Raw genomic sequence first — 19,115 nt, forward strand, 5'->3', positions numbered from 1 at the left:
GTGCCAGGGCCGGAGAACTAGGGGTTTCACCGTTCGCCGCGTGGGATGGTCCGTGGCGGGCGTACCCCGCGCCCGCACTCGGAAGGAGTGGGCGGAATGTGCGGTATCACCGGGTGGCTGTCCTTTGAGCGGGACCTGAAAACCGACCGGGCGGCCGTGGCGGCCATGACCCGGACGATGGAGTGCCGCGGCCCCGACGCCGAAGGCACCTGGGTGGACCGGCACGTCGCGCTCGGCCACCGCAGGCTGGCGGTGATCGACCTCGACGGCGGCGCGCAGCCGATGACCGTCGAGACGCCGGACGGGCCGGTGGTGATGACCTACAGCGGCGAGGCCTACAACTTCACCGAGCTGCGCGCGGAACTGCACGGGCGCGGCCACCGGTTCCGGACCTCGAGCGACACGGAGGTCGTGCTGCGCGCTTACCTCGAGTGGGGCGAGGCGCTGGTCGACCGGCTCGACGGGATGTACGCGTTCGCGATCTGGGACTCCCGTGCCGAGAAACTGGTCATGGTCCGCGACCGGCTGGGCATCAAGCCGTTTTTCTTCTACCCCACCGCGGACGGCGTGCTCTTCGGCTCGGAGGCGAAGGCCATCCTGGCCCACCCGCTGTCGAAGCGGGTGATCAAGACCGACGGCCTCCGCGAGATGCTGAACGGCTGGAACACCCCCGGGGCCGCGATCTGGTCCGGCATGCGGGAGGTCCGCCCGGGCGGCCTGGTCGTGGTCGACCGCTCCGGCCTGCGCGAGCGCACTTACTGGACCCTCGAGCCGCGCGAGCACACCGACGATCTCGACACCACCGTCGCGGCCACCCGCGAGCTGCTCGACGACATCGTCGGGCACCAGCTCGTCGCGGACGTGCAGCAGTGCATCCTGCTGTCCGGCGGGCTCGATTCCAGCTCGCTCACCGTCGTGGCGGCCCGGCAGCTGGCCGCTCAAGGCGAACGGGTGCACACGTACTCGGTGGACTTCGTCGGCCGCAACGAATCCTTCCGGCCCGACCTGATGCGAGCCACCCCGGACTCGCCGTTCGTGCACGACGTCGCCGACCACATCGGCTCGGTCCACCAGGACATCGTGCTGCCGTACACCTCCATGGCCGATTGGGAGAATCGCAAGGCGGTCATCTCGGCCCGCGATTTCCCGGTCGGCATGGCGGATGTCGACGTGCCGCTCTACATGCTGTTCAAGGCCATCCGTGAGCATTCGACGGTCGCGCTCTCCGGCGAGGGGGCGGACGAGGTGTTCGGCGGGTACCCGTGGTTCCACGTGCCCGAGCTCGCGAACGCCGACATCTACCCGTGGATGGTCCCCGTGCTGGCCGAGTGGGACGATTCGAACGCGATGGACATGATGAATCCGGACCTGATGGCCGCGCTCGACCTGGAGACCTACTTCAAGGAGTCCTATCGCGACGCGGCGGCCGCGGTCGAATCGCTGCCCGCGGAGAACGAGCAGGAACGCCGGATGCGGATCATGTGCCACCTGCACCTCACCCGGTTCCTGCCCATGCTGCTCGACCGCAAGGACCGGATCAGCATGGCGGTCGGCCTGGAGGTGCGCGTGCCGTACTGCGATCACCGCCTGGTGGAATACATCTACAACACCCCTTGGTCGATGAAGACCTTCGACGGTCGCGAAAAGAGCCTTCTCCGCGCGGCGGCGGGCGATCTGCTGCCGGCCTCGGTCCGGGACCGGGTGAAGAGCCCGTTCCCCTCGACCCAGGACGAGCGGTACGCCGGCGAGCTCCAGCAGATGGCCAAGGACCTGGCCGATGACGCCGATCACCCCGTCTTCCAGTTCACGAACCGCGCCTGGGTGGACGAGGTCGTGCGGATGGACCCGAAGGAGATCTCGGACAGCACCCGCGAGGCCCTCGACCGCACGATCGACATCGCGACCTGGGTCGACCTCTACCAACCGGAAATCCAGCTCGACTGAGCACCGGGCCCATCTCCGCGACGACGGTCGACGGGTCTTCGGTGACGTCGATGTGCGGCTGGTGAGAACGAGCAGCAGGCGGAAGCCCGAGACGCCGAGGAACGAATCGCCCACGCGGGCGGCCACGTCGAGGCCGAGCAGATCGCGGTGGAACGGCGTGGTCGCCGCGAGCCCGCGGTCGGTGACCTTCAGTTGCACGGAGCCGAGTTCGGTCGCCGGGTCGAGGTTGTCGGCTCCCCGGCGCCGGGCTCGCCGGCGAGGTCGTCCAGGCTCATGGCATCGGTGACGAGGACCGGGAGCCCGTTGCGCCGGGACCATTCGCCGCGGGGCGGCCACAGGTGATCTCGACCGTGGGCCCGTCCGGATCGAGCACTTAGCAGGACTCGGACACGAGGTGGTCGCGCAGGTCGCCGTCGGGGTGCGATTCCCTGTAGTGACGGGCGAACCGGGCCAGCTGGGGCCGGGACGGCACCTCGAAGGCGACCTGGCTCGGTCCCGGGCTCGAGGCGGGCGCCGGTTTCGCGCCCGGGATTTCGGTCAGGACGAGCATGGCCCGCCCGGCGACGCCGAACCGCGCCTTCGCGATGGCCGCACCGGTGACCGGCCCCGCCGCGCGGAGAGCCCGGCATGCCCGTGTCGCGAGACGTCAAGATCGCCCCGGTGAGCTGGCCGCCCGGGAGTTCGCCGGCCGCCGGGCTCCTTCTCGAATCGGTCTGACCTGCGCTTTTCCCGGATAAGGGGAGCACGTCGTCACCCCCCGTGGCCAGATAACCTGCTCACTGTCGCGTTATCAGCCGTTCGGCCGATTTCGCCCAGCTCTTCGGCCGATGTTGGCGCGGTCCGGCACGGAGAGGATCGACCGCGTTTCCGTGACGAGCCGAAGGGGGTGGGGATGCCGGGCACCCGGGCACTCACCAGCACAGACCGCGTGTCGGCGGTCGTCGACCTGGACGCCGTGGCCGCCAACACGCGGCTGATCCGCGAGACGGCGGGCACGCCGGTGATGGCCGTGGTCAAGGCGGACGGCTTCGGGCACGGGCTGCTGCCCGTCACGCGGGCCGCGCTCGAAGGCGGGGCCACCTGGCTCGGCGTGACGACCCTCGACGAGGCGCTGGAACTGCGCCGCGCCGGGGTGCCGGCGCCGGTGCTCAGCTGGCTGCACCTGCCGGACGAGGACTTCGGGACGGCCATCGGCGAAGGCGTCGACCTGGGCGTCTCCTCGGTCGAGCACCTGCGTTCGATCGTCGCCGCGGCGGGGGAGGCGCCCGCGCGCGTGCACCTCAAGATCGACACCGGCCTTTCGCGGAACGGGGCCGTCGCCGATTCGTGGGGCGAGCTCGTCGACGAAGCGTGGCGCTACGAGACGGCGGGCGCGGTGCACGTCCGCGGCGTCTGGTCGCACCTGCACACCGCCGAGGACCCGGAAACCGTGCCGGAACAGGTGCGCCGCTTCGAAACGGCGCTGGCGCGGGCGCAGCGCGCCGGGCTGCGGCCGACGGTGCGGCACCTGGCCAACTCCGCCGCCGCACTCACCATCCCGGCCACGCGTTACGACCTGGTCCGCGCCGGCATCGCCCTCTACGGCGTCGAGCCCGCGCACCCCGGGCTGCGCCCCGCGATGACCCTGCGGGCGCGCGCGGTGCAGGTCAAGCGGGTGCCGGCCGGCACCGGTGTCTCCTACGGCCACGACCACGTCACCACCCGCGCGACCACGCTCGTCCTGGTACCGCTCGGGTTCGCCGACGGCGTCCCGCGCCTGGCCGGGGCGCACGGCGCCCAGGTGTGGTTCCGCGGCGCGCGGCACCCGGTCGTCGGGCGGATCGCGATGGACCAGTTCGTGGTGGACGTCGGCGACACGCCCGCGCACGTCGGCGACGAGATCGTCCTTTTCGGACCGGGCGACGAGGGTGAGCCCACGGCGGTCGACTGGGCGCGCTGGGCCGGCACCAACCCGCACGAGATCCTCACCGGCATCGGGCCACGGGTGCCGCGTCATCATCACCGCAGCGAAGGAGCTTTGCCTTGACCGCAAACCGGGTCCGCGTCGCCGTGCTGCACGGCGGCCGCAGCGGCGAGCACGAAGTCTCGCTCAAGTCGGGCCGGTCCGTGATCGACCATCTCGACCCCGAGCGCTACGAAGTCGTCCCGGTCCTGATCACGCCGGACGGCCGGTGGGCGAGCGGCGACGGCGAGCCCGGCGGCCTCGCGCACGCGATCGGGCTGTTCGAGGGCGTCGACGTGGTTTTCCCCGCCCTGCACGGTGAATTCGGCGAAGACGGCACGGTCCAGTCGCTGCTGGAGATGGTCGGCGTGCCCTACGTCGGCAACGGCGTCTTCGCGGGCGCGGCGGGCATGGACAAGGAGTTCACCAAGAAGCTCCTCGTCGCCGACGGCCTGGAGGTGGCCGACGGTGTCGTGCTGCGTGCCGGGGACGAAACCCTTACCCCGGAGGAAATCGACCGCCTCGGCTTCCCGATGTTCGTCAAGCCGGCCCGCACCGGCTCCAGCCTCGGAATCTCCAAAGTGGACGCGGAGGAGGAGCTGGCGCAGGCGGTCAAGCTGGCCAAGGACTTCGACACCAAGGTGCTCGTGGAGGCCGCCGTGCCCGGCCGCGAGGTCGACGTCGCCGTGCTGGAGCACCCGGACGGCCGCCTCGAAGCCGGCCCGGCGCTGGAGATCCGCATCGACGGCGGTCACGCGTTTTTCGACTACGAGGCCAAGTACGCCGACACCACCACGATCTTCGACATCCCGGCCCGGCTGGACGACGAGCTGCGGGAGGCGGTCGAATGGCAGGCGCTGGCCGCGTTCCGCTCGCTGGGCTGCCGCGGCCTGCTCCGCGTCGACTTCTTCCTGCGCGACGGCCGCACGCCCGTGGTCAACGAGGTCAACACGTTCCCCGGCTTCACCGCCGCCTCGCAGTTCCCGCAGATGTGGGCGGCGGCGGGCGTCGAATTCCCGGAGCTGCTGGACATCCTGGTGACGACCGCGCTGGCCCGTCGCTGAGGCACCTTCTCCAACTGGACCTGCTACAAGAATGTGCCGGCTTCGGGCATTCGGCGGGTCATTGCCGGTCGCGAGAACCGATAACATGCCGCGATGCGAGCCGACGACGCGTTCCTCACCCGGATCGCGGCCGTGTCGCGCCGGCTCAAGAGCGAGACCGATCGGCGGCTGCGGGCGTACGGCGTGCACGCCGGCCAGCAGTTCGTGCTGGGCTGCCTGTGGGAGCGCGACGGCCTGACCCCGGGCCAGATCGCGACGCGCATCGGCGTGGAGGCACCGACGGTCACCCGTGCGGTCCAGCGCATGACGACAAGCGGCCTCGTCCGCAGTGATCCGGACGAGCGCGATGGCCGCCGGGTGCGCGTCTGGTTGACCCGTAAGGGCGAACGCCTGCAGAGCGTGGTCCCCGGGGTCAGCCGCGAGCTGCAGGAGGACGCGCTTTCCCTGCTGTCACCGGAGGAACGCATTACGCTGAACGACCTGCTCGGCCGCGTCGACCGCGCGCTCGGCGGCTGAACCGTCCGATGTGGACGAATAGCGGTCAGGCCGGGACGAGCTCCCCCGGCTCGTCGGCGGCCTCCCGGGCGTACCGGCGGGCCAGTGCGGCGCAGACGATCAGCTGGAGCTGGTGGAACAGCATCAGCGGCAGCACGATCAGGCCGACCTGCGCGTGCCCGAACAGCACGGTGGCCATCGGCAGCCCACTGGCCAGGCTCTTCTTCGAGCCGCAGAACAGGATGGTGATCCGGTCGGCGCGGTCGAAGCCGAGCAGTTTCGCGCCGGTGCCGGTCACGGTGAGCACGACGGCGAGCAGCACCACGCACACGCCGAGCAGCACCAGCAACGGGCCGAGGTCCAGTTTGCGCCAGATGCCCTCGGTCATGCCCGCGCTGAACGCGGTGTAGACCACCAGCAGGATCGAGCCGCGGTCCACCAGCTTCAGCGGCGCCGAGTGCTGCTTGATCCACGCGCCGATCCAGCGCCGGGCCAGCTGCCCGGCGACGAACGGCACCAGCAGCTGCAGCACGATGTTCAGCACCGCCGAGCCGCTGACGCCGGGGCCGTCGCTCGACAGCAGCACCGCGACCAGCAGCGGCGTCACCACGATGCCGAGCAGGTTCGACACCGACGCGCTGCAGATCGCCGCGGCGACGTTGCCCTTCGCGATCGAGGTGAACGCGATCGAGGACTGCACGGTGGAGGGCAGCAGGCACAGGAACAGCACGCCGGTGTAGAGCGGGCTGGTCAGCAGGCCGGGGGAGAGCACGGAGGTGGCGAGGCCGAGCAGCGGGAAGAGCACGAACGTCGCGGCCAGCACCGTGACGTGCAGGCGCCAGTGGCGGAGGCCGTCCAGCGCCTCCTGGCTCGACAGCCTCGCGCCGTAGAGGAAGAACAGCAGGCCCACGGCGATGTTCGACGCGATCCCGAAGCCGGTCGCGGTGCCGCCGGAAGCGGGCAGCAGCGAGGCGATGCCGACGGTGGCGAGGATGGCCGCGATGAACGGGTCGATCCGCAGCTTGGCCAGCAGGGCGGCGACGGGGCGGGTCAACGGGGCGAGCACGGTGGTCATGGAACTCCCTTCCCGGCTTATTGTGCGGGTGGCGGTGATCATTCGGAACCCCGATGACCGTACTGACTGTCATTGTGAACGCCGATAGGATGGGCCGCATGCTGGATCCCCGTCTGTGCCGCTCCTTCCTCGCGGTGGCCGAAACGCGCAGCTTCACGGCCGCGGCCCGCCGGCTGGGTGTGGGCCAGCCCACAGTCAGCCAGCACATCCGGCGGCTGGAGGGCGAAGCGGGCGGGCTGCTGTTCGCGCGCGACACCCACGCGGTCGACCTCACCGCGCGGGGACAGGCGATGCTCGGCTTCGCCCAGACCATTGTGGACACCGAGGAGCGCGCGGCCCGGCACTTCCGCGGCGTGGAGGTCCGCGGGCGCGTCCGGTTCGGCTGCTCGGAGGACTTCGCGCTCGGCGTGCTGCCGGAGATCCTGCGGCGGCTGCGGCGCAGTCACCCGCTGGTGGACGTCGAGCTGCACGTGGAGCTGTCCGACGTGCTGGCCCAGCGCATCGCCGAGGGCCGGCTCGACCTGGTGCTCGGCAAACGCCGTCCCGGCACCGGCCACGGCCCGCCGCTGCGGCGCGAACCCTTGGTGTGGATCGGTTCCGAGGCCACCGCGCTGGAACCGGGGCAGCCGGTGCCGCTGGTGCAGTACCCGATGCCGTCGGTCACGCGCCAGCTCGCGGTCGAGGCGCTGGAGCGCGCGGGCCTCGAATGGCGTGCGGCGTGCCTGACCTCGAGCCTCACCGGCCTGCGCGCCGCGGCCGCCGCGGGCCTCGGCGTCACGGTCCACGCCCGCAGCCTCGTCCCGGCGGACCTCCTCGCACTGCCCACCGGCCTCGGCCTCCCGGACCCCGGCGAGGTCGAGTTCATGCTCCTGTCCCGCGACGGCGCGGAAGGCCCGGCGCAGACACTGGCGGACTTCGTCCGGGCGAAACTCGGCACGGATTCGTGAGGGGCGGGTGCATGCTGGTCCCGTGGACGAGCTGTTGAGCGAGGCGATGGCACCGGTGTTGCGTGATCTCCGGAGTGCCGACGTCGCTCCGCCCCGCATCGAAGATCGCGATTGGGCGGGTGACCCGGATTCGGCGTCGGTGCTGATGTGGGGTGCGGACGGCAGCGGCGTCGGCGTATATGCCTCGCGGTCGGCCTCGGCGCCCGACCGCGTCGCGATGGTGGCCGAGCAGGTTCAGGACTGGGCGATCGAACAGCTCTGGGGCCGGGCCACGACGAACTGGCCGGCCTGCCCGCGGCATCCGGAAACCCATCCGTTGCGGGTGTCGGTGCGCGACGGGGTGGCGGTGTGGACCTGTCCGGCCGGCGGGGTGGCGATCACCCCGGTCGGCAGCGTTTAGCCGCGCTCGCCAGTGGAAAGCGCTCGCCGCAGCCGTAACAACGCGCGGTGCTGGGAGACGCGGACCGCGCCCGGGGTGGAGCCCACGGCGTCGGCCGTCTCCTCCGCGGAGAGGCCGACCACCACGCGCAGCAGGACGATGTCGCGCTGGCGCTCGGGCAGCACGCTCAGCAGCTGCGACAGCCGGTCGTTCAGTTCTCCTTGCAGGGCCAGCTGTTCCGGGCCGTGCCCGGGCTCGGCGCGCTCCGGGGGCTCGGGGACCGGGTCGGTGCGGTTGCGGGCCGCGGCCCGGTGGGCGTCGGCGACCTTGTGCTGCGCGATGCCGTACACGAAGGCGAGGAACGGGCGGCCCTGGTCGCGGTAGGAGGGCAGCGCGGTGAGCACCGCCAGGCACACCTCCTGCGCCAGGTCGTCGGCCGAGGAGTACGCGCGCTCCAGGCCGCCGACGCGGCCGCGGCAGTACCGGACCACCAGCGGCCGGATGATCTCCAGCAAGCGGGCCGCCGCGCGGTGGTCCCCGGCGACCGCGGCGGTGACCGCGCCGTCCAGGGGCATCCAGTGCGCGGGGAACGCGGGTGACGGCTTCTCGCGCGCCTGGTCCTTCACCCGCGTCAGCGTCGCTTCCACGTCGAGGCCGAGCCTGAGCGAGTCGATCAGGGCTGCGTCCGCCTCGAGCACAACGGCCATCACGGCCTCCTCCTGGTCCAGGGGCGCCTCGCCGTGCGCGGCGGCCCGGCGCCGGAGCCGGTCTCGCGCGTGGCGCAGGTTGGAGCGCACGGTGGCCGCGGGCATCTCCAGCGCCGCGGCGATGTCCGCCTGCGTGAAGCCGTCCAGCGACCAGGCCAGCACCGTCCGCTGGGTGTCCGGCAGGGTGGCCAGCACTTCGATGACCCGCGCGTTCTGCTCGACGAGCGCGGTCAGCTTGTCGTCCTCCTCGCCGGCCGGGCCGTCGTCGAGCCAGGCCTGCTCGTCCGCGACGCGCGCGGCCGACAGCCGCACCCAGACCCGCGGCCTGCAGCAGGGCCTCGGCGGCCACGTCGCGGGCCAGCGACGGCACCAGCCCGGTCTTGCACAGGAACGCCACGAGCGGCACGAACTCGGAGCGGAAGAAGTCCTCCACGCCCGCCCACCACCCCTCCGTCCCGGAAACACCCCCGCTGACTCAGGTGCGGTGAGCAGGCCGCTGGGTGTAACGATCGGATCACGGCACCGCGAGTAACTTCGCGAGTACTGGGGTACCTCCCACGAATGGCCATCGAGGAGAGCAGGTGCCGAACGGCCCGCGTCATGCCGCGCGCGGCCGGGAATGTGTTGTGGGGCACGGAAAAACCGAGCCGGTCCCGTGCGTGTCGCGCTGGACAGGCACCCACACCGGACAAAAGCCCGGCCCGGCGTCGCGAAGTCGTGGTGTGACCTGGAGCAGAAGGGCTGGGAAGATTCCCGATCCCTGGTACGTTGGATATTCGGTTGCCCACCCGCCTTCCGGCTGGGGCAGTGCGATCGAGAACCCCCGAGTGGAGCCAGTGATGATCTCTGCCGCGCGCCCGGGAGAACTCGGTTGACCGAGAAATGACAATGAATGGCAGGAGGTGAAACGCGAAAATGGAACTCACGACCACCGGCTGGCTGTCTCGCGCAGCCTGCCAGGACGAGGACCCGGAACTGTTCTTCCCGATCTCCGAAGTCGGGCCCGGCGCCCGGCAGGTCGCCCAGGCGAAGGCTGTCTGCGCGCGCTGCCCGGTCCGCGAGGCCTGTCTTTCCTATGCCCTCGACAACGGGCTGGACAACGGCGTCTTCGGCGGTACCACCGAGGTGGAGCGACGAAAGCTGGTCCGCACCCGAACCGTCTCCGCCGGAGAACGGCACCGCGCCGCCTGACCGCGCGCCGGTGACCACTCCCGGCGACGAGGGCGAGAGCGCCTCTCCCGGCGGCGTCATTTGAGTAGCGCCCCACTGGGGATCCGGCATCAGGCCCGGTCCGGCGATTTCACGACAATCGCCGGACCGGGCTTTTTCACGCCTCGAAGATCTCCGGCAAGCCGTAAGGCGCGAAAGAAGGCGTCTCGAACGCGGCCATCGCGGCCACCAGCCCGTGCTCGATCGTGAGCACCGTGACACCGAAACGGCGGAACTCGCCTTCCCCGCGACGGCACAAGTAAGTGGCCACCGCCGGGGAGCGGTTCGCCCGGATCGGCACCATCCGGAAGCGCCCGGTGAAGTACGGCGACGCCGCGTCGAAGCTCGTGGACAGCGCCGCGACGATCCGGGCCCGGCTGTCGAACCACAGCGGGTACGGCGGCATGACCGCGCGGGCGTCCTCGCGCAGCAGCGCGGCGACGGCGCTCAGGTCCGCGGACTCGTACGCGGCGATGAACCGGCGCAGCAGAGCCGTTTCCTCGGCCGTGGTCACCGGCGGCGCGGACCAGTCGGCGCGCCGGGCGGGCAGCCGTGAGCGCAGGGTCTCCCGCGCCCGCTGCAACGCGCTGTTGGCCGAGGCCACCGAAGTCTCCAGCAGCGCCGCGGTGTCCTTCGCCGACCAGTCGAGCACGTCCCGCAGCACCAGCGCGGCCCGCTGCCGCGGCGGCAGGAGCTGGATCGCGGCGAGGAACGCCAGCTCGATCGTCTCCCGCTCGACGACCTCGGCGCCGGTGTCGTCCGGCGCCGCGGCGTCCAGCAGGCGGTCGGGGAACGGCCCGAGCCACGGCCGGTCCAGCGCCGCCAGCTCCCCGGCGGACGGGTCGGCGGCGGGGGCCAGCTCGTCGGGCAGGGCCCGGCGGGGGCGCCGGGCGAGCGCGTCGAGGCAGACGTTGGTGGCGATCCGGTACAGCCACGTCCGCACGCTCGCCCGGCCCTCGAACGAGGAGCGGCCCTTCCACGCCCGCAGGAACGCCTCCTGCGTGAGGTCTTCGGCCTCCTCGAACGAGCCGCTCATCCGGTAGCAGTGCACCCGGATCTCGCGGCGGTGCCGTTCCAGGAGGTCGCCGAACCCGTCGTCGGCGGTCATCAGGGCCACCAGGGCACTGTAGGGCTAGATCGATTCCTACGCCGATTCCTCCGCCGCCATCCGCTCCAGACCGCTCTGCGTTTTGAGCGGCAGGTGCTTGAGGAAGGCCACCGCCACCACCACGAGCAGCGCGATCGGGGCGCTGATCAGGAAGAGGTCGCTGGTCGCGGTCCCGTAGGCCTCGCGGATCACGTTCGCGATCGGCGCGGGCAGGTCGGCCAGGTTCGGCACCTTGCCGCCTTCGCCGCCGGCGCCCGCCATCGGGCCGAGGCCCTGGCTGATCAGCGCGGCGACCCGGTTGGCCAGCACCGCGCCGAGCGCGCTCACGCCGATCGAGCCGCCGAGGCTGCGGAAGAACGACAGCGTGGACGTCGCCGCGCCGAGGTCGTGCGCCGGCACGTCGTTCTGCGTCACCAGCACCAGGTTCTGCATCAGCATGCCGACGCCGACGCCCAGCACCAGCATGAACAGGCTCAGCACCACGATGCTGGTGTGCGCGTCGATCAGCCCGAGCAGGCCCAGGCCCGCGGCCATCAGCACCGAGCCGAGCAGCAGGTGGCCCTTCCACCGGCCGGTGCGGCTGATCAGCTGGCCGGACACGGTCGAGGAGACCAGGAGGCCGAAGATCATCGGCAGGCTCATCAGCCCGGCCACCGTCGGCGACTTGCCGAGCGAGAGCTGGAAGTACTGCGACAGGAACACAGTGCCGCCGAACATCGCCACGCCGACCAGGAAGCTCGCGACGGTGGTGAGCGTGACCGTGCGGTTGCGGAACAGCTTCAGCGGGATGATCGGCTCCGGCACCTTCGTCTCCACGAACACCGCCAGCGCGAGCACGACCACACCGGCCGGCACGAGCACCGCCGTCTGCCAGGAGCCCCACGCGAACTCGGCACCGGCCAGCGACGACCAGACCAGCAGCGTGGACACCCCGAGCATGATCAGGAACGCGCCGAGGTAGTCCACTTTCGCGTCCCGCCGGATCGTCGGCAGCTTCAACGTGCGCTGCAGCAGCAGGATCGCGGCGATCGCGAACGGGACGCCGAGGAAGAAGCACCAGCGCCAGCCGAGCCATGAGGTGTCCACCAGGACGCCGCCGATCAGCGGGCCGGCGACGGTGCCCACGGCGAACACGGCGCCGAAGATGCCGGAGAACTTCCCGAGCTGCCGCGGCGAGACGATCGCCGCCATGATCACCTGGGCCAGCGCGGTCAGCCCGCCGCCGCCGATGCCCTGCGCGACGCGGCTGGCGATCAGCAGCTCGATGTTCGGCGCGAACCCGGCCACCAGGGAGCCGACCACGAACAGCCCGAGTGAGAGCTGGATCAGCAGCTTCTTGTTGTAGAGGTCGGAAAGCTTGCCCCACAACGGAACCGTCGCGGTCATCGCGAGCAGCTCGGTGGTCACCACCCAGGTGTAGGACGCCTGCGAGCCGCCCAGCTCGGAGACGATCCGCGGCAGCGCGTTCGCGACCACGGTCGAGGCGAGGATGGCGACGAAGATGCCCATCATCAACCCGGACATGGCCTGCAGCACCTGCTGCCGGCTCATCACCGCCGGCGCGCCGGGCGCCTCGGCTTCGGATACGGACACAGTGATCCCCTCGGTAGTGGGTGAGTGCGGCGGGTTCAGTGCGGGTCGGCGAGCCCGCCGGCCAGCGCGGCCACGGCCTCGTCGAAGATCTCGAGCAGCGGGCGCTTCCCGTCGAGGTCGCGCCAGAGCATCAGGGCGGCGTTGATCGCGGCGCCGACCGCGCTGAGCACCAGAGACGGGTAGACGTCCTTCGCCGGGTCTGTGCCGCTGCGCCGCGCGATGGCGGCGACGGTGGGCTGGACGGCTTCGGAGTTGAGGGACATCGCCCGCAGCGTCAGGCCCGGGTTCTCCTTGATGATCCGGATCCGGGTGAGCCACTCGTCGCGCTCGGCGTCGATCTCGGCCAGGTCGTCGCGGATGACGGCGACCAGCGCGTCGCGGGCGCCGAGTTCGCGCGGCTGCGCGGTCAGCCGGTCGATCAGCCGGTGGGAGCGCTCGGCATAGTCGGCGTACGCGATCACCACGGAGTCCTCTTTGGACGCGAAGTAGTTGAAGAAGGTGCGTGCCGAGACCCCGGCCTCGGCGGCGATGTCCTCGACTGTCACCTGGTCCAGACCGCGCTCGCCGACCAGCCGGACGGCGATGGTGGCGAGCGTCCGGTGGGTCTCGAGCTTCTTGCGCTCGCGCAGGCCGGCGGCGGGGGACATGCGACCAGCGTAGCGGGAAACTTTCACATTCTGCAAAGTTGCAGTTTGTGAAGCAGGCCACCCGGTAGGGGCTCGCAGGGGGCTGGCAGACTCACCGCCCGTGAGCGGAACAGTGCTGGTGCTGGGTGGCCGGAGCGAGATCGGGACGGCGGTCGCGTCGCGGCTGGCCGCGGGCGGGGCGCGGCGGTTCGTGCTGGCCGCGCGGCCGGGCTCGGATCTGTCGGCGCCGGTGACGGCCTTGCGCTCGGCGGGCGTCGAGACCGTGGTGACCGCCGACTTCGATGCCGACGACCTCGCCGCGCACCGCGCGTTCCTCGAAGGCCTCATCGCCGAGCACGGTCCGCTGGACGTGGTGGTGCTGGCCTTCGGCATCCTCGGCGACCAGTCCCGCGCCGAAACCGACGCCGCGCACGCCGCCGCGATCGTGCACACCGACTACGTCGCGCAGGTCGCCGTGCTCACGCACGCGGCGGAATTGTTGCGCGCACAGGGTTCCGGCAGCCTCGTGGTGTTCTCCTCGGTGGCCGGCGTCCGCGTCCGCCGCGCCAACTACGTCTACGGCTCGGCGAAGGCCGGGCTCGACGGGTTCGCGTCGGGCCTCGCCGACGCGCTCCACGGCTCCGGCGTGCACCTCCTGCTGGTGCGGCCGGGTTTTGTCGTCGGGCGGATGACCGAGGGCATGACGCCGGCGCCGTTCTCCAGCACGCCGGACCAGGTCGCGGACGCCACCGTGGCCGCACTCCGGCGACGCCGCGGAGTCGTCTGGGTGCCGGGCGTGCTGCGGCCGTTCTTCGCCGTGCTGCGCCTGCTCCCGCGCGCGGTGTGGCGGCGGATGCCGCGCTGATCCGCGCAGCCCCATCAGCCCCGGCAGCCACATTCCGCGCAGGGAGCGCGAAATCCCCCGTTGACACACCGGGGAAACTCCCCGTACCCGAAGCGGCACACCGTGTTGCCGGGTGCTGTCGCGCCGGTCACAAACTGCTGCGCCGAACGGGCGCCATCACATCTTTACGACAGGATTCTCAGCTAATTCCCAGCTAACGCGGTGATGCTCGAAAGAGGGGATCAGAGTTTGCCGAAGCTAAGGGGAATCTGCCGTGCCGGTCACGTCTCGGGGCAGCCGGGTAGGCCGCCGCGTCGCGGTGGGCGTGGTGTCGACGCTGGTGGTGGCCGCCACCGGATACGCGTGGTCGCAGCTGCACCGGCTCGACGCCGGCATCGTCACGGCCGACATCATCCCGCCGGCCGCTCAGGTGCCCGACGCCCCGGCCGGCCAGCCGCTCAAGGTCGCGCAGAACATCCTGCTCGTCGGCCTCGACTCGCGCACGGACTCCAACGGCAACCCGTTGCCACAGAACGTGCTCGACCAGTTGCACGCCGGCAGCAGCAGCGACGGCGGTGACACCACCGACACCATGATCGTCGTGCACGTGCCGGTCGGCGGCGCGGCGGCCACGGCGATCTCCATCCCGCGTGACTCCTATGTGGACGTTCCGGGGTTCGGCAAGCACAAGATCAACTCCGCGTACAGCCGGGCCCGCGCGGCCGCGCGCTCGCATCTCCAGTCGACGGGGCTCAGCGGGCCGCCGCTGGAGGTCGCGGCGGACGCCGAGGGCGCGAAGTCCGCGATCGCCGCCGTCTCCGAGCTCACCGGGCTGACCATCAACCACTACGCGGCCGTGAACCTGGCCGGGTTCGCCGCGCTCAGCCAGGCCGTCGGCGGGGTGCAGGTGTGCCTCAAGGCGCCGGTGCAGGACACCTACTCGGGCGCGAACTTCCCGGCCGGCCCGCAAACGCTTTCCGGCGCGCAGGCCCTCGCCTTCGTCCGGCAGCGCCACGGCCTGCCCAACGGCGACCTGGACCGGATCGCCCGCCAGCAGGCGTTCCTGGCCGGCATGGCCAAGAACGTGCTCAGCGCCGGCACCCTCACCAACCCGTCGCAGCTCGGCGCGCTCGTCGACGCGCTGCAGGGCTCGGTGGTGCTGGACCAGGGCTGGGACATCCTGAGCTTCGCCCAGCAGCTGCACGGCATCAGCTCGGGCTCGATCGGCTTCGTCACCATCCCGGTGCAGAGCCTTTCGCTGGCCACCCCGTCCGACGGCGACGCGGTGAAGGTCGACCCGGCGCAGGTCAAGACCTTCGTGCAGGAGCAGATCGGGTCCACGACCAACTCCGCTTCCGGCACCGGCACCGCCAGCACCCCGCCCTCGGCGGACCACAGCGGTGGCGTCCGGCCGATCGCGGTGACGGAGTCCGCGGCCCCGCCCTCCTCGGGGACGCCGCAGCAGCCGGTGACGTCGAACGCCACCGGCTGCGTGAACTAGCCCCGGGTCACACGAACGCGCTCTGCCCGGTGATCGCCTTCCCGACGATGAGGGTGTTCATCTCGCGCGTGCCCTCGAAGGAGTAGATCGCCTCCGCGTCGGCGAAGAACCGGGCGATGTCGTAGTCCAGCACGATCCCGTTGCCGCCGAAGATCTCGCGGCCCCAGGCGACCACCTCGCGCATGCGCGCGGTGACAAACGCCTTGGCCAGCGAGGAGTGCTCGTCCTTGAAGATGCCGGCGTCCTGCAGGCGGGCCAGCTGCACCAGCATGCCCCACGAGGCGGTGATGTTGCCGAGGCTCTTCACCAGCAGGTCCTGCACCAGCTGGAACCGGGCGATCGGGCGGCCGAACTGCTTGCGCTCCTTGGCGTAGTCCAGCGCCAGCTCGTACGCGCCGATCATCACGCCCAGCGCCTGCCAGGCGACCCCGCCGCGGGTGGCGCGCAGGATCTCCGCGACGTCGCGGAAGGAGTTGATGCCCTGCAACCGGTTCTCCTCCGGCACGCGGACGCCGGTCAGGGTGATCTCGGCGTTCTCGACGATGCGGAACGCGAGCTTGCCCTCGATCTTCACCGGCGAGAAGCCCGGGGTGCCCTTCTCGACCACAAAACCCTTGACGTTGTTGTCCTCCTCATCGCGGGCCCAGACCACCACGTAGTCGGCGAAGGTCGCGTTGCCGATCCAGCGCTTGGCGCCGTTGAGGATCCAGCTGTCGCCGTCACGCCGCGCGGTGGTGCGCATGCCGCCCGCGACGTCCGACCCACCGAGTGGCTCGGTCATCGCGAACGCGCCGATCTTGTCCATCGCGGCCATTTCCGGGAGCCAGCGGTCCCGCTGCTCCTGGCTGCCGCCCGAGTAGATCGAGTACATCGCGAGTCCGTTGTGGACACCGAAGAAGGTGGCGACCGAGGCGTCCGTGCGGCTCATCTCCATCGCCAGCATCCCGGTGAGCAGGTTGCTGACCGCCGGGCGGTGCTCGCCGTAGCCCTCGTAGGGCAGCCCGGCCAGCCCGCTCTCGCGGAACTTCCCGATCAGCTCCTTCGGGAACGTGCCCGCGGCCCAGTTTTCGTTCACCAGCGGCTTGACCTCGTCGCGCATGAAGGTGCGCGCCTTGAGCAGCAGTTTGCGCTCCTCGTCCGAGAGCAGCGTCTCGTAGTCGTAGAAGTCGGCGACGAGCTGGTCTTCCAGGGTGGTGGTCATGTCAGTTCTCCTCCGTGCGGGCACTGTCCAAAGCGGACAGGACAGCGAGCTGCTTGCGGTCACGCGCCTCGGCGAGTTCCGAGTACGTGGAGGAGCCGTAAGCCTTTTCCACGGCTTCGATGAGCCGTTCGGTTTCTTCGGGGCCCTGCGCCGGGTTTCCCAGGCCGGCCCACATCTGCTTCATCGACACGCCGATGTGCTCGGCCATGTGCCGGTAGCCGCCGGGGCCGCCGCCCAGGTGCGAGCCGAGGAACGGCCCGACGGTGGCCCAGCGGATGCCGAGCGAATTCGTCATCACCGCGTCGAGGTCCTCCGGCGTGACCACGCCTTGCTCGACGAGGTAGATCGCCTCGCGGTTCAGCGCGTTCTGCAGCCGGTTGCCGACGAAGCCGGGCATCTCCTTGCGCTCCACCACCGGGACCCGGCCGAGGAAGGCGTAGAAGTCCACCGCCGCCTGCACGGCGTCCTCGCTGGTGCGCTCGCCGGGCACGACCTCCACGAGCGGGATCAGGTGCGGCGGGTTGAACGGGTGTCCGATCAGGACTCGCGACGCATCGGTGAGGTCGCCGGTGAAGGCCGTCGAGGGGATCGCGGACGACGAGCTGAGCAGGAGGGCGTGCGACGGGGCCTCGGCCACCAGGGTGGCGAACAGGTCCTTTTTGAACTCGACGCTCTCCGGTCCGTTCTCCTGCACCGCATCGGCGCCGCGGACCGCTTCGGCCACACTGCCGGCGAGCTGCACCCGATCGGCCAGGCCGTCGACATCGAGGCCCTGTGCGGCCAGGTGCGGGGTGAACTCGGCCAGCGCGGCGGCCACCGCCTCGGCCAGGTCCGGCCGCGGGTCGCTCACCCGGACGGTCAGGCCGTGGCCGGCGAACAGCGCCGTCCAGGACAGGCCGATGGTGCCGGCGCCGATCACTGCTGCTGTCGTGAAACTGGTGTTCTTCATCGCCGGGCTCCCGTCAGGTAGTCGTGGACCGGCTTGACGGGGGCGAGGGTCAGGTCGGTGAGGATGTGGCTCGCGGAAACGACTTCGAGCACCGGCAGGTCGGCCAGCGGCGCGAGCACGTGCTCGAACAGCTGCAGGCGCGCCGGGCCGGTCCAGGCCTCCTTGACCACCACGTCGGTGATCTCGGTGCGGACCAGTTCCATCACCCGCGGCGAGCCGTCGTAGTCCGGGATCGTCTTGAGCATGAACGTCGGCACGGTGATCTGGGCGGTGGCTTCGGCGGTGTCGAGCCGGTTGTGCTTGTAGCCCATGGTCGCGGTGGCGACGCGCAGGCTGCCGTAGTCGAGCGTGCCGACCAGGGCGCCGTTGTCGACATAGAGGTTCGGCGCACCGATGGTCTTCGGGTACGCGCTGACCTCGCGGCCGGACGCGGTGGCCGGGAAGTTGTCGAGGTACATCGCGTGCAGGTACTCGCCGTGCTCCCCGTCGAGGACGACCGGGATGGCCTGGCCGGACTCGGTGTACGGGCCGTAACCGCTGACGTCGCCCATCTTCATCACCTCGAAGCGCACCAGCGGCTCCTCGAACTTCAGCGGCTCCGGGACGACGGCGCGCAGGGCGTCGGCATCGGTGCGGTAGACGATGTTCAGGTATTCGCGGTCGGTGAACCGCGGCACCACCGGCGCGAACGCGGGGTTCACCAGCGGGGTGGTGACGTGCTGCCGGACTTCCGATTCCTTCATGACTTCTACCGTCCCGTCCACTTCGGAGCGCGGCGCTCGGCGAAGGCGGTCATGCCCTCGCGGACGTCGGCCGAGGCCATCAGCGGCCCCATTTCCTCGCGCTGCGCGGCGAACGCGTCGGCGTCCGGCACACCGTCGGCGGCGCGCACGATCTTCTTCACGGCGGCGAGCGCCAGCGGGGCGTTCGCGGCGAGTCCTTCGGCCAGCTGAAGCGCGACGCCGGCCGCATCGCCCGCCGGGACCACCCGGTTGGCCAGGCCCAGCTCACCCGCGCGGCGGCCGGTCACCGGCTCGCCCGTGAGCAGCAGCTCCATGGCCAGGTGGTGCGGGATCCGCTTGGGCAGCCGGATCACCCCGCCGCCCGCGGCGATCAGCCCGCGCTTGACCTCGGGCAGCCCGAAGCGCGCGTCTTCGGCGGCGACGATCAGGTCGCAGCCCAGCGCCAGCTCGAAGCCGCCGCCCATGGCCCAGCCCTCGACGGCCGCGATCAGCGGCTTGGTCAGCGAGGCCTCGGTGAGCCCGCCGAACCCGCGGCCCGGGATCTCCGGTGACTCGCCGTTCAGCGCGGCCTTCAGGTCCATGCCGGCGCTGAACGTGCCGTCGGCTCCGGTGAGGACGCCCGCCCGCAGGCCGGGGTCGGCCTCCAGGGTGTCCAGCGCCTCCGCCAGCCCGGCCGCGACCGCCGCGTTCACGGCGTTGCGGGCCTTCGGGCGGTCGATCGTGATCAGCAGGGTCCCGCCGATCCGCTCGGTGCGCACAGTGTGCCCTTCGGTGCTCATGACTTCACT

General features: G+C 71.0%; 19 protein-coding genes and 1 pseudogene. 9 read left to right on the forward strand and 11 right to left on the reverse strand.

Features of this window, described 5'->3' with window-relative positions; all coding sequences use genetic code 11:
* Window positions 1–96: 96 nt before the first annotated feature.
* Window positions 97–1,944, forward strand: a complete 1,848-nt coding sequence (gene asnB / locus BMY97_RS11225; RefSeq protein ID WP_091616556.1) for an asparagine synthase (glutamine-hydrolyzing) — start codon at window positions 97–99, stop codon at window positions 1,942–1,944.
* A 373-nt stretch (window positions 1,945–2,317) separates the two neighbouring features.
* Here asnB and BMY97_RS46970 read toward each other — a convergent pair whose 3' ends face one another.
* Window positions 2,318–2,494, reverse strand: coding sequence for a VOC family protein (locus BMY97_RS46970; RefSeq protein ID WP_177231281.1), 177 nt, complete (start codon window positions 2,492–2,494; stop codon window positions 2,318–2,320).
* A 342-nt stretch (window positions 2,495–2,836) separates the two neighbouring features.
* Here BMY97_RS46970 and alr point away from each other — a divergent pair, with 342 nt between their 5' ends.
* The 3 genes from alr to BMY97_RS11240 all read left to right on the forward strand — a co-directional run bounded on the left by alr (window position 2,837) and on the right by BMY97_RS11240 (window position 5,466).
* Window positions 2,837–3,970 carry an alanine racemase gene (gene alr / locus BMY97_RS11230; protein ID WP_091616558.1) on the forward strand — a complete coding sequence of 378 codons (1,134 nt, stop codon included), beginning with the start codon at window positions 2,837–2,839 and terminating at the stop codon, window positions 3,968–3,970.
* Window positions 3,967–4,950, forward strand: coding sequence for a D-alanine--D-alanine ligase family protein (locus tag BMY97_RS11235; RefSeq protein ID WP_091616560.1), 984 nt, complete (start codon window positions 3,967–3,969; stop codon window positions 4,948–4,950). Before alr ends, BMY97_RS11235 begins: the two co-directional genes overlap by 4 nt.
* Before the next feature lie 93 nt (window positions 4,951–5,043).
* Window positions 5,044–5,466: a MarR family winged helix-turn-helix transcriptional regulator gene (locus tag BMY97_RS11240; protein ID WP_091616562.1), complete on the forward strand. Its 423-nt coding sequence runs from the start codon at window positions 5,044–5,046 to the stop codon at window positions 5,464–5,466.
* Window positions 5,467–5,491: 25 nt separating this feature from the next.
* Here BMY97_RS11240 and BMY97_RS11245 read toward each other — a convergent pair whose 3' ends face one another.
* On the reverse strand, window positions 5,492–6,520 hold the full coding sequence (locus BMY97_RS11245; protein ID WP_177231282.1) for a bile acid:sodium symporter family protein: 1,029 nt from the start codon (window positions 6,518–6,520) through the stop codon (window positions 5,492–5,494).
* 98 nt (window positions 6,521–6,618) lie between these two features.
* Between BMY97_RS11245 and BMY97_RS11250 the strand changes: the two genes are divergently transcribed.
* Both BMY97_RS11250 and BMY97_RS11255 read left to right on the forward strand, forming a co-directional pair.
* Window positions 6,619–7,467, forward strand: a complete 849-nt coding sequence (locus BMY97_RS11250) for a LysR family transcriptional regulator (RefSeq protein WP_091617073.1) — start codon at window positions 6,619–6,621, stop codon at window positions 7,465–7,467.
* A gap of 22 nt (window positions 7,468–7,489) precedes the next feature.
* The gene (locus tag BMY97_RS11255; RefSeq protein ID WP_218156765.1) at window positions 7,490–7,867 is read left to right on the forward strand and encodes a hypothetical protein; all 378 of its coding nucleotides are present in this window, start codon (window positions 7,490–7,492) and stop codon (window positions 7,865–7,867) included.
* Here the strand turns inward: BMY97_RS11255 and BMY97_RS49340 are convergent.
* Complete coding sequence (locus BMY97_RS49340) at window positions 7,864–8,421, reverse strand: sigma-70 family RNA polymerase sigma factor (protein WP_245787296.1); 558 nt, start codon at window positions 8,419–8,421, stop codon at window positions 7,864–7,866. The two genes, BMY97_RS11255 and BMY97_RS49340, sit on opposite strands and share 4 nt — an antisense overlap.
* Window positions 8,422–8,664: 243 nt before the next feature.
* Window positions 8,665–9,018 (reverse strand): annotated as a pseudogene (locus BMY97_RS49345) (RNA polymerase sigma factor sigma-70 region 4 domain-containing protein); the annotation flags it as partial.
* Window positions 9,019–9,468: 450 nt separating this feature from the next.
* Between BMY97_RS49345 and BMY97_RS11265 the strand changes: the two are divergent.
* Window positions 9,469–9,744 carry a WhiB family transcriptional regulator gene (locus tag BMY97_RS11265; RefSeq protein WP_091616564.1) on the forward strand — a complete coding sequence of 92 codons (276 nt, stop codon included), beginning with the start codon at window positions 9,469–9,471 and terminating at the stop codon, window positions 9,742–9,744.
* A 136-nt stretch (window positions 9,745–9,880) separates the two neighbouring features.
* On the opposite strand, the gene BMY97_RS11270 is transcribed toward BMY97_RS11265, so the two are convergent.
* From BMY97_RS11270 to BMY97_RS11280, 3 genes are all read right to left on the reverse strand, one after another.
* Window positions 9,881–10,870: an RNA polymerase subunit sigma-70 gene (locus tag BMY97_RS11270; protein ID WP_091617075.1), complete on the reverse strand. Its 990-nt coding sequence runs from the start codon at window positions 10,868–10,870 to the stop codon at window positions 9,881–9,883.
* A gap of 36 nt (window positions 10,871–10,906) precedes the next feature.
* Window positions 10,907–12,421, reverse strand: a complete 1,515-nt coding sequence (locus BMY97_RS11275; RefSeq protein WP_091617076.1) for an MDR family MFS transporter — start codon at window positions 12,419–12,421, stop codon at window positions 10,907–10,909.
* Window positions 12,422–12,498: 77 nt separating this feature from the next.
* A complete protein-coding gene (locus BMY97_RS11280; RefSeq protein WP_091616567.1) occupies window positions 12,499–13,110 on the reverse strand; it encodes a TetR/AcrR family transcriptional regulator in 612 nt (203 codons plus the stop codon).
* 100 nt (window positions 13,111–13,210) lie between these two features.
* Between BMY97_RS11280 and dprE2 the strand changes: the two genes are divergently transcribed.
* Window positions 13,211–13,954, forward strand: coding sequence for a decaprenylphospho-beta-D-erythro-pentofuranosid-2-ulose 2-reductase (dprE2, locus tag BMY97_RS11285; protein WP_091616569.1), 744 nt, complete (start codon window positions 13,211–13,213; stop codon window positions 13,952–13,954).
* Between the two features lie 253 nt (window positions 13,955–14,207).
* Window positions 14,208–15,434, forward strand: coding sequence for an LCP family protein (locus BMY97_RS11290; RefSeq protein WP_091616571.1), 1,227 nt, complete (start codon window positions 14,208–14,210; stop codon window positions 15,432–15,434).
* Window positions 15,435–15,441: 7 nt separating this feature from the next.
* On the opposite strand, the gene BMY97_RS11295 is transcribed toward BMY97_RS11290, so the two are convergent.
* Genes BMY97_RS11295 through BMY97_RS11310 form a run of 4 tightly spaced genes read right to left on the reverse strand, consistent with a single transcriptional unit; the run spans window position 15,442 to window position 19,106 of the window.
* Window positions 15,442–16,635, reverse strand: coding sequence for an acyl-CoA dehydrogenase family protein (locus BMY97_RS11295; protein WP_091616572.1), 1,194 nt, complete (start codon window positions 16,633–16,635; stop codon window positions 15,442–15,444).
* A gap of 1 nt (window position 16,636) precedes the next feature.
* On the reverse strand, window positions 16,637–17,584 hold the full coding sequence (locus BMY97_RS11300) for a 3-hydroxyacyl-CoA dehydrogenase NAD-binding domain-containing protein (RefSeq protein WP_091616574.1): 948 nt from the start codon (window positions 17,582–17,584) through the stop codon (window positions 16,637–16,639).
* Window positions 17,581–18,327, reverse strand: a complete 747-nt coding sequence (locus BMY97_RS11305; RefSeq protein WP_091616576.1) for an acetoacetate decarboxylase — start codon at window positions 18,325–18,327, stop codon at window positions 17,581–17,583. The genes BMY97_RS11300 and BMY97_RS11305 overlap by 4 nt, the downstream gene beginning before the upstream one ends.
* Before the next feature lie 5 nt (window positions 18,328–18,332).
* The gene (locus tag BMY97_RS11310) at window positions 18,333–19,106 is read right to left on the reverse strand and encodes a crotonase/enoyl-CoA hydratase family protein (RefSeq protein WP_091616578.1); all 774 of its coding nucleotides are present in this window, start codon (window positions 19,104–19,106) and stop codon (window positions 18,333–18,335) included.
* Between the last annotated feature and the right edge of the window lie 9 nt (window positions 19,107–19,115).

The organism is Amycolatopsis saalfeldensis (genome assembly GCF_900110575.1).
GTDB classification, from domain to species: Bacteria; Actinomycetota; Actinomycetes; order Mycobacteriales; family Pseudonocardiaceae; genus Amycolatopsis; species Amycolatopsis saalfeldensis.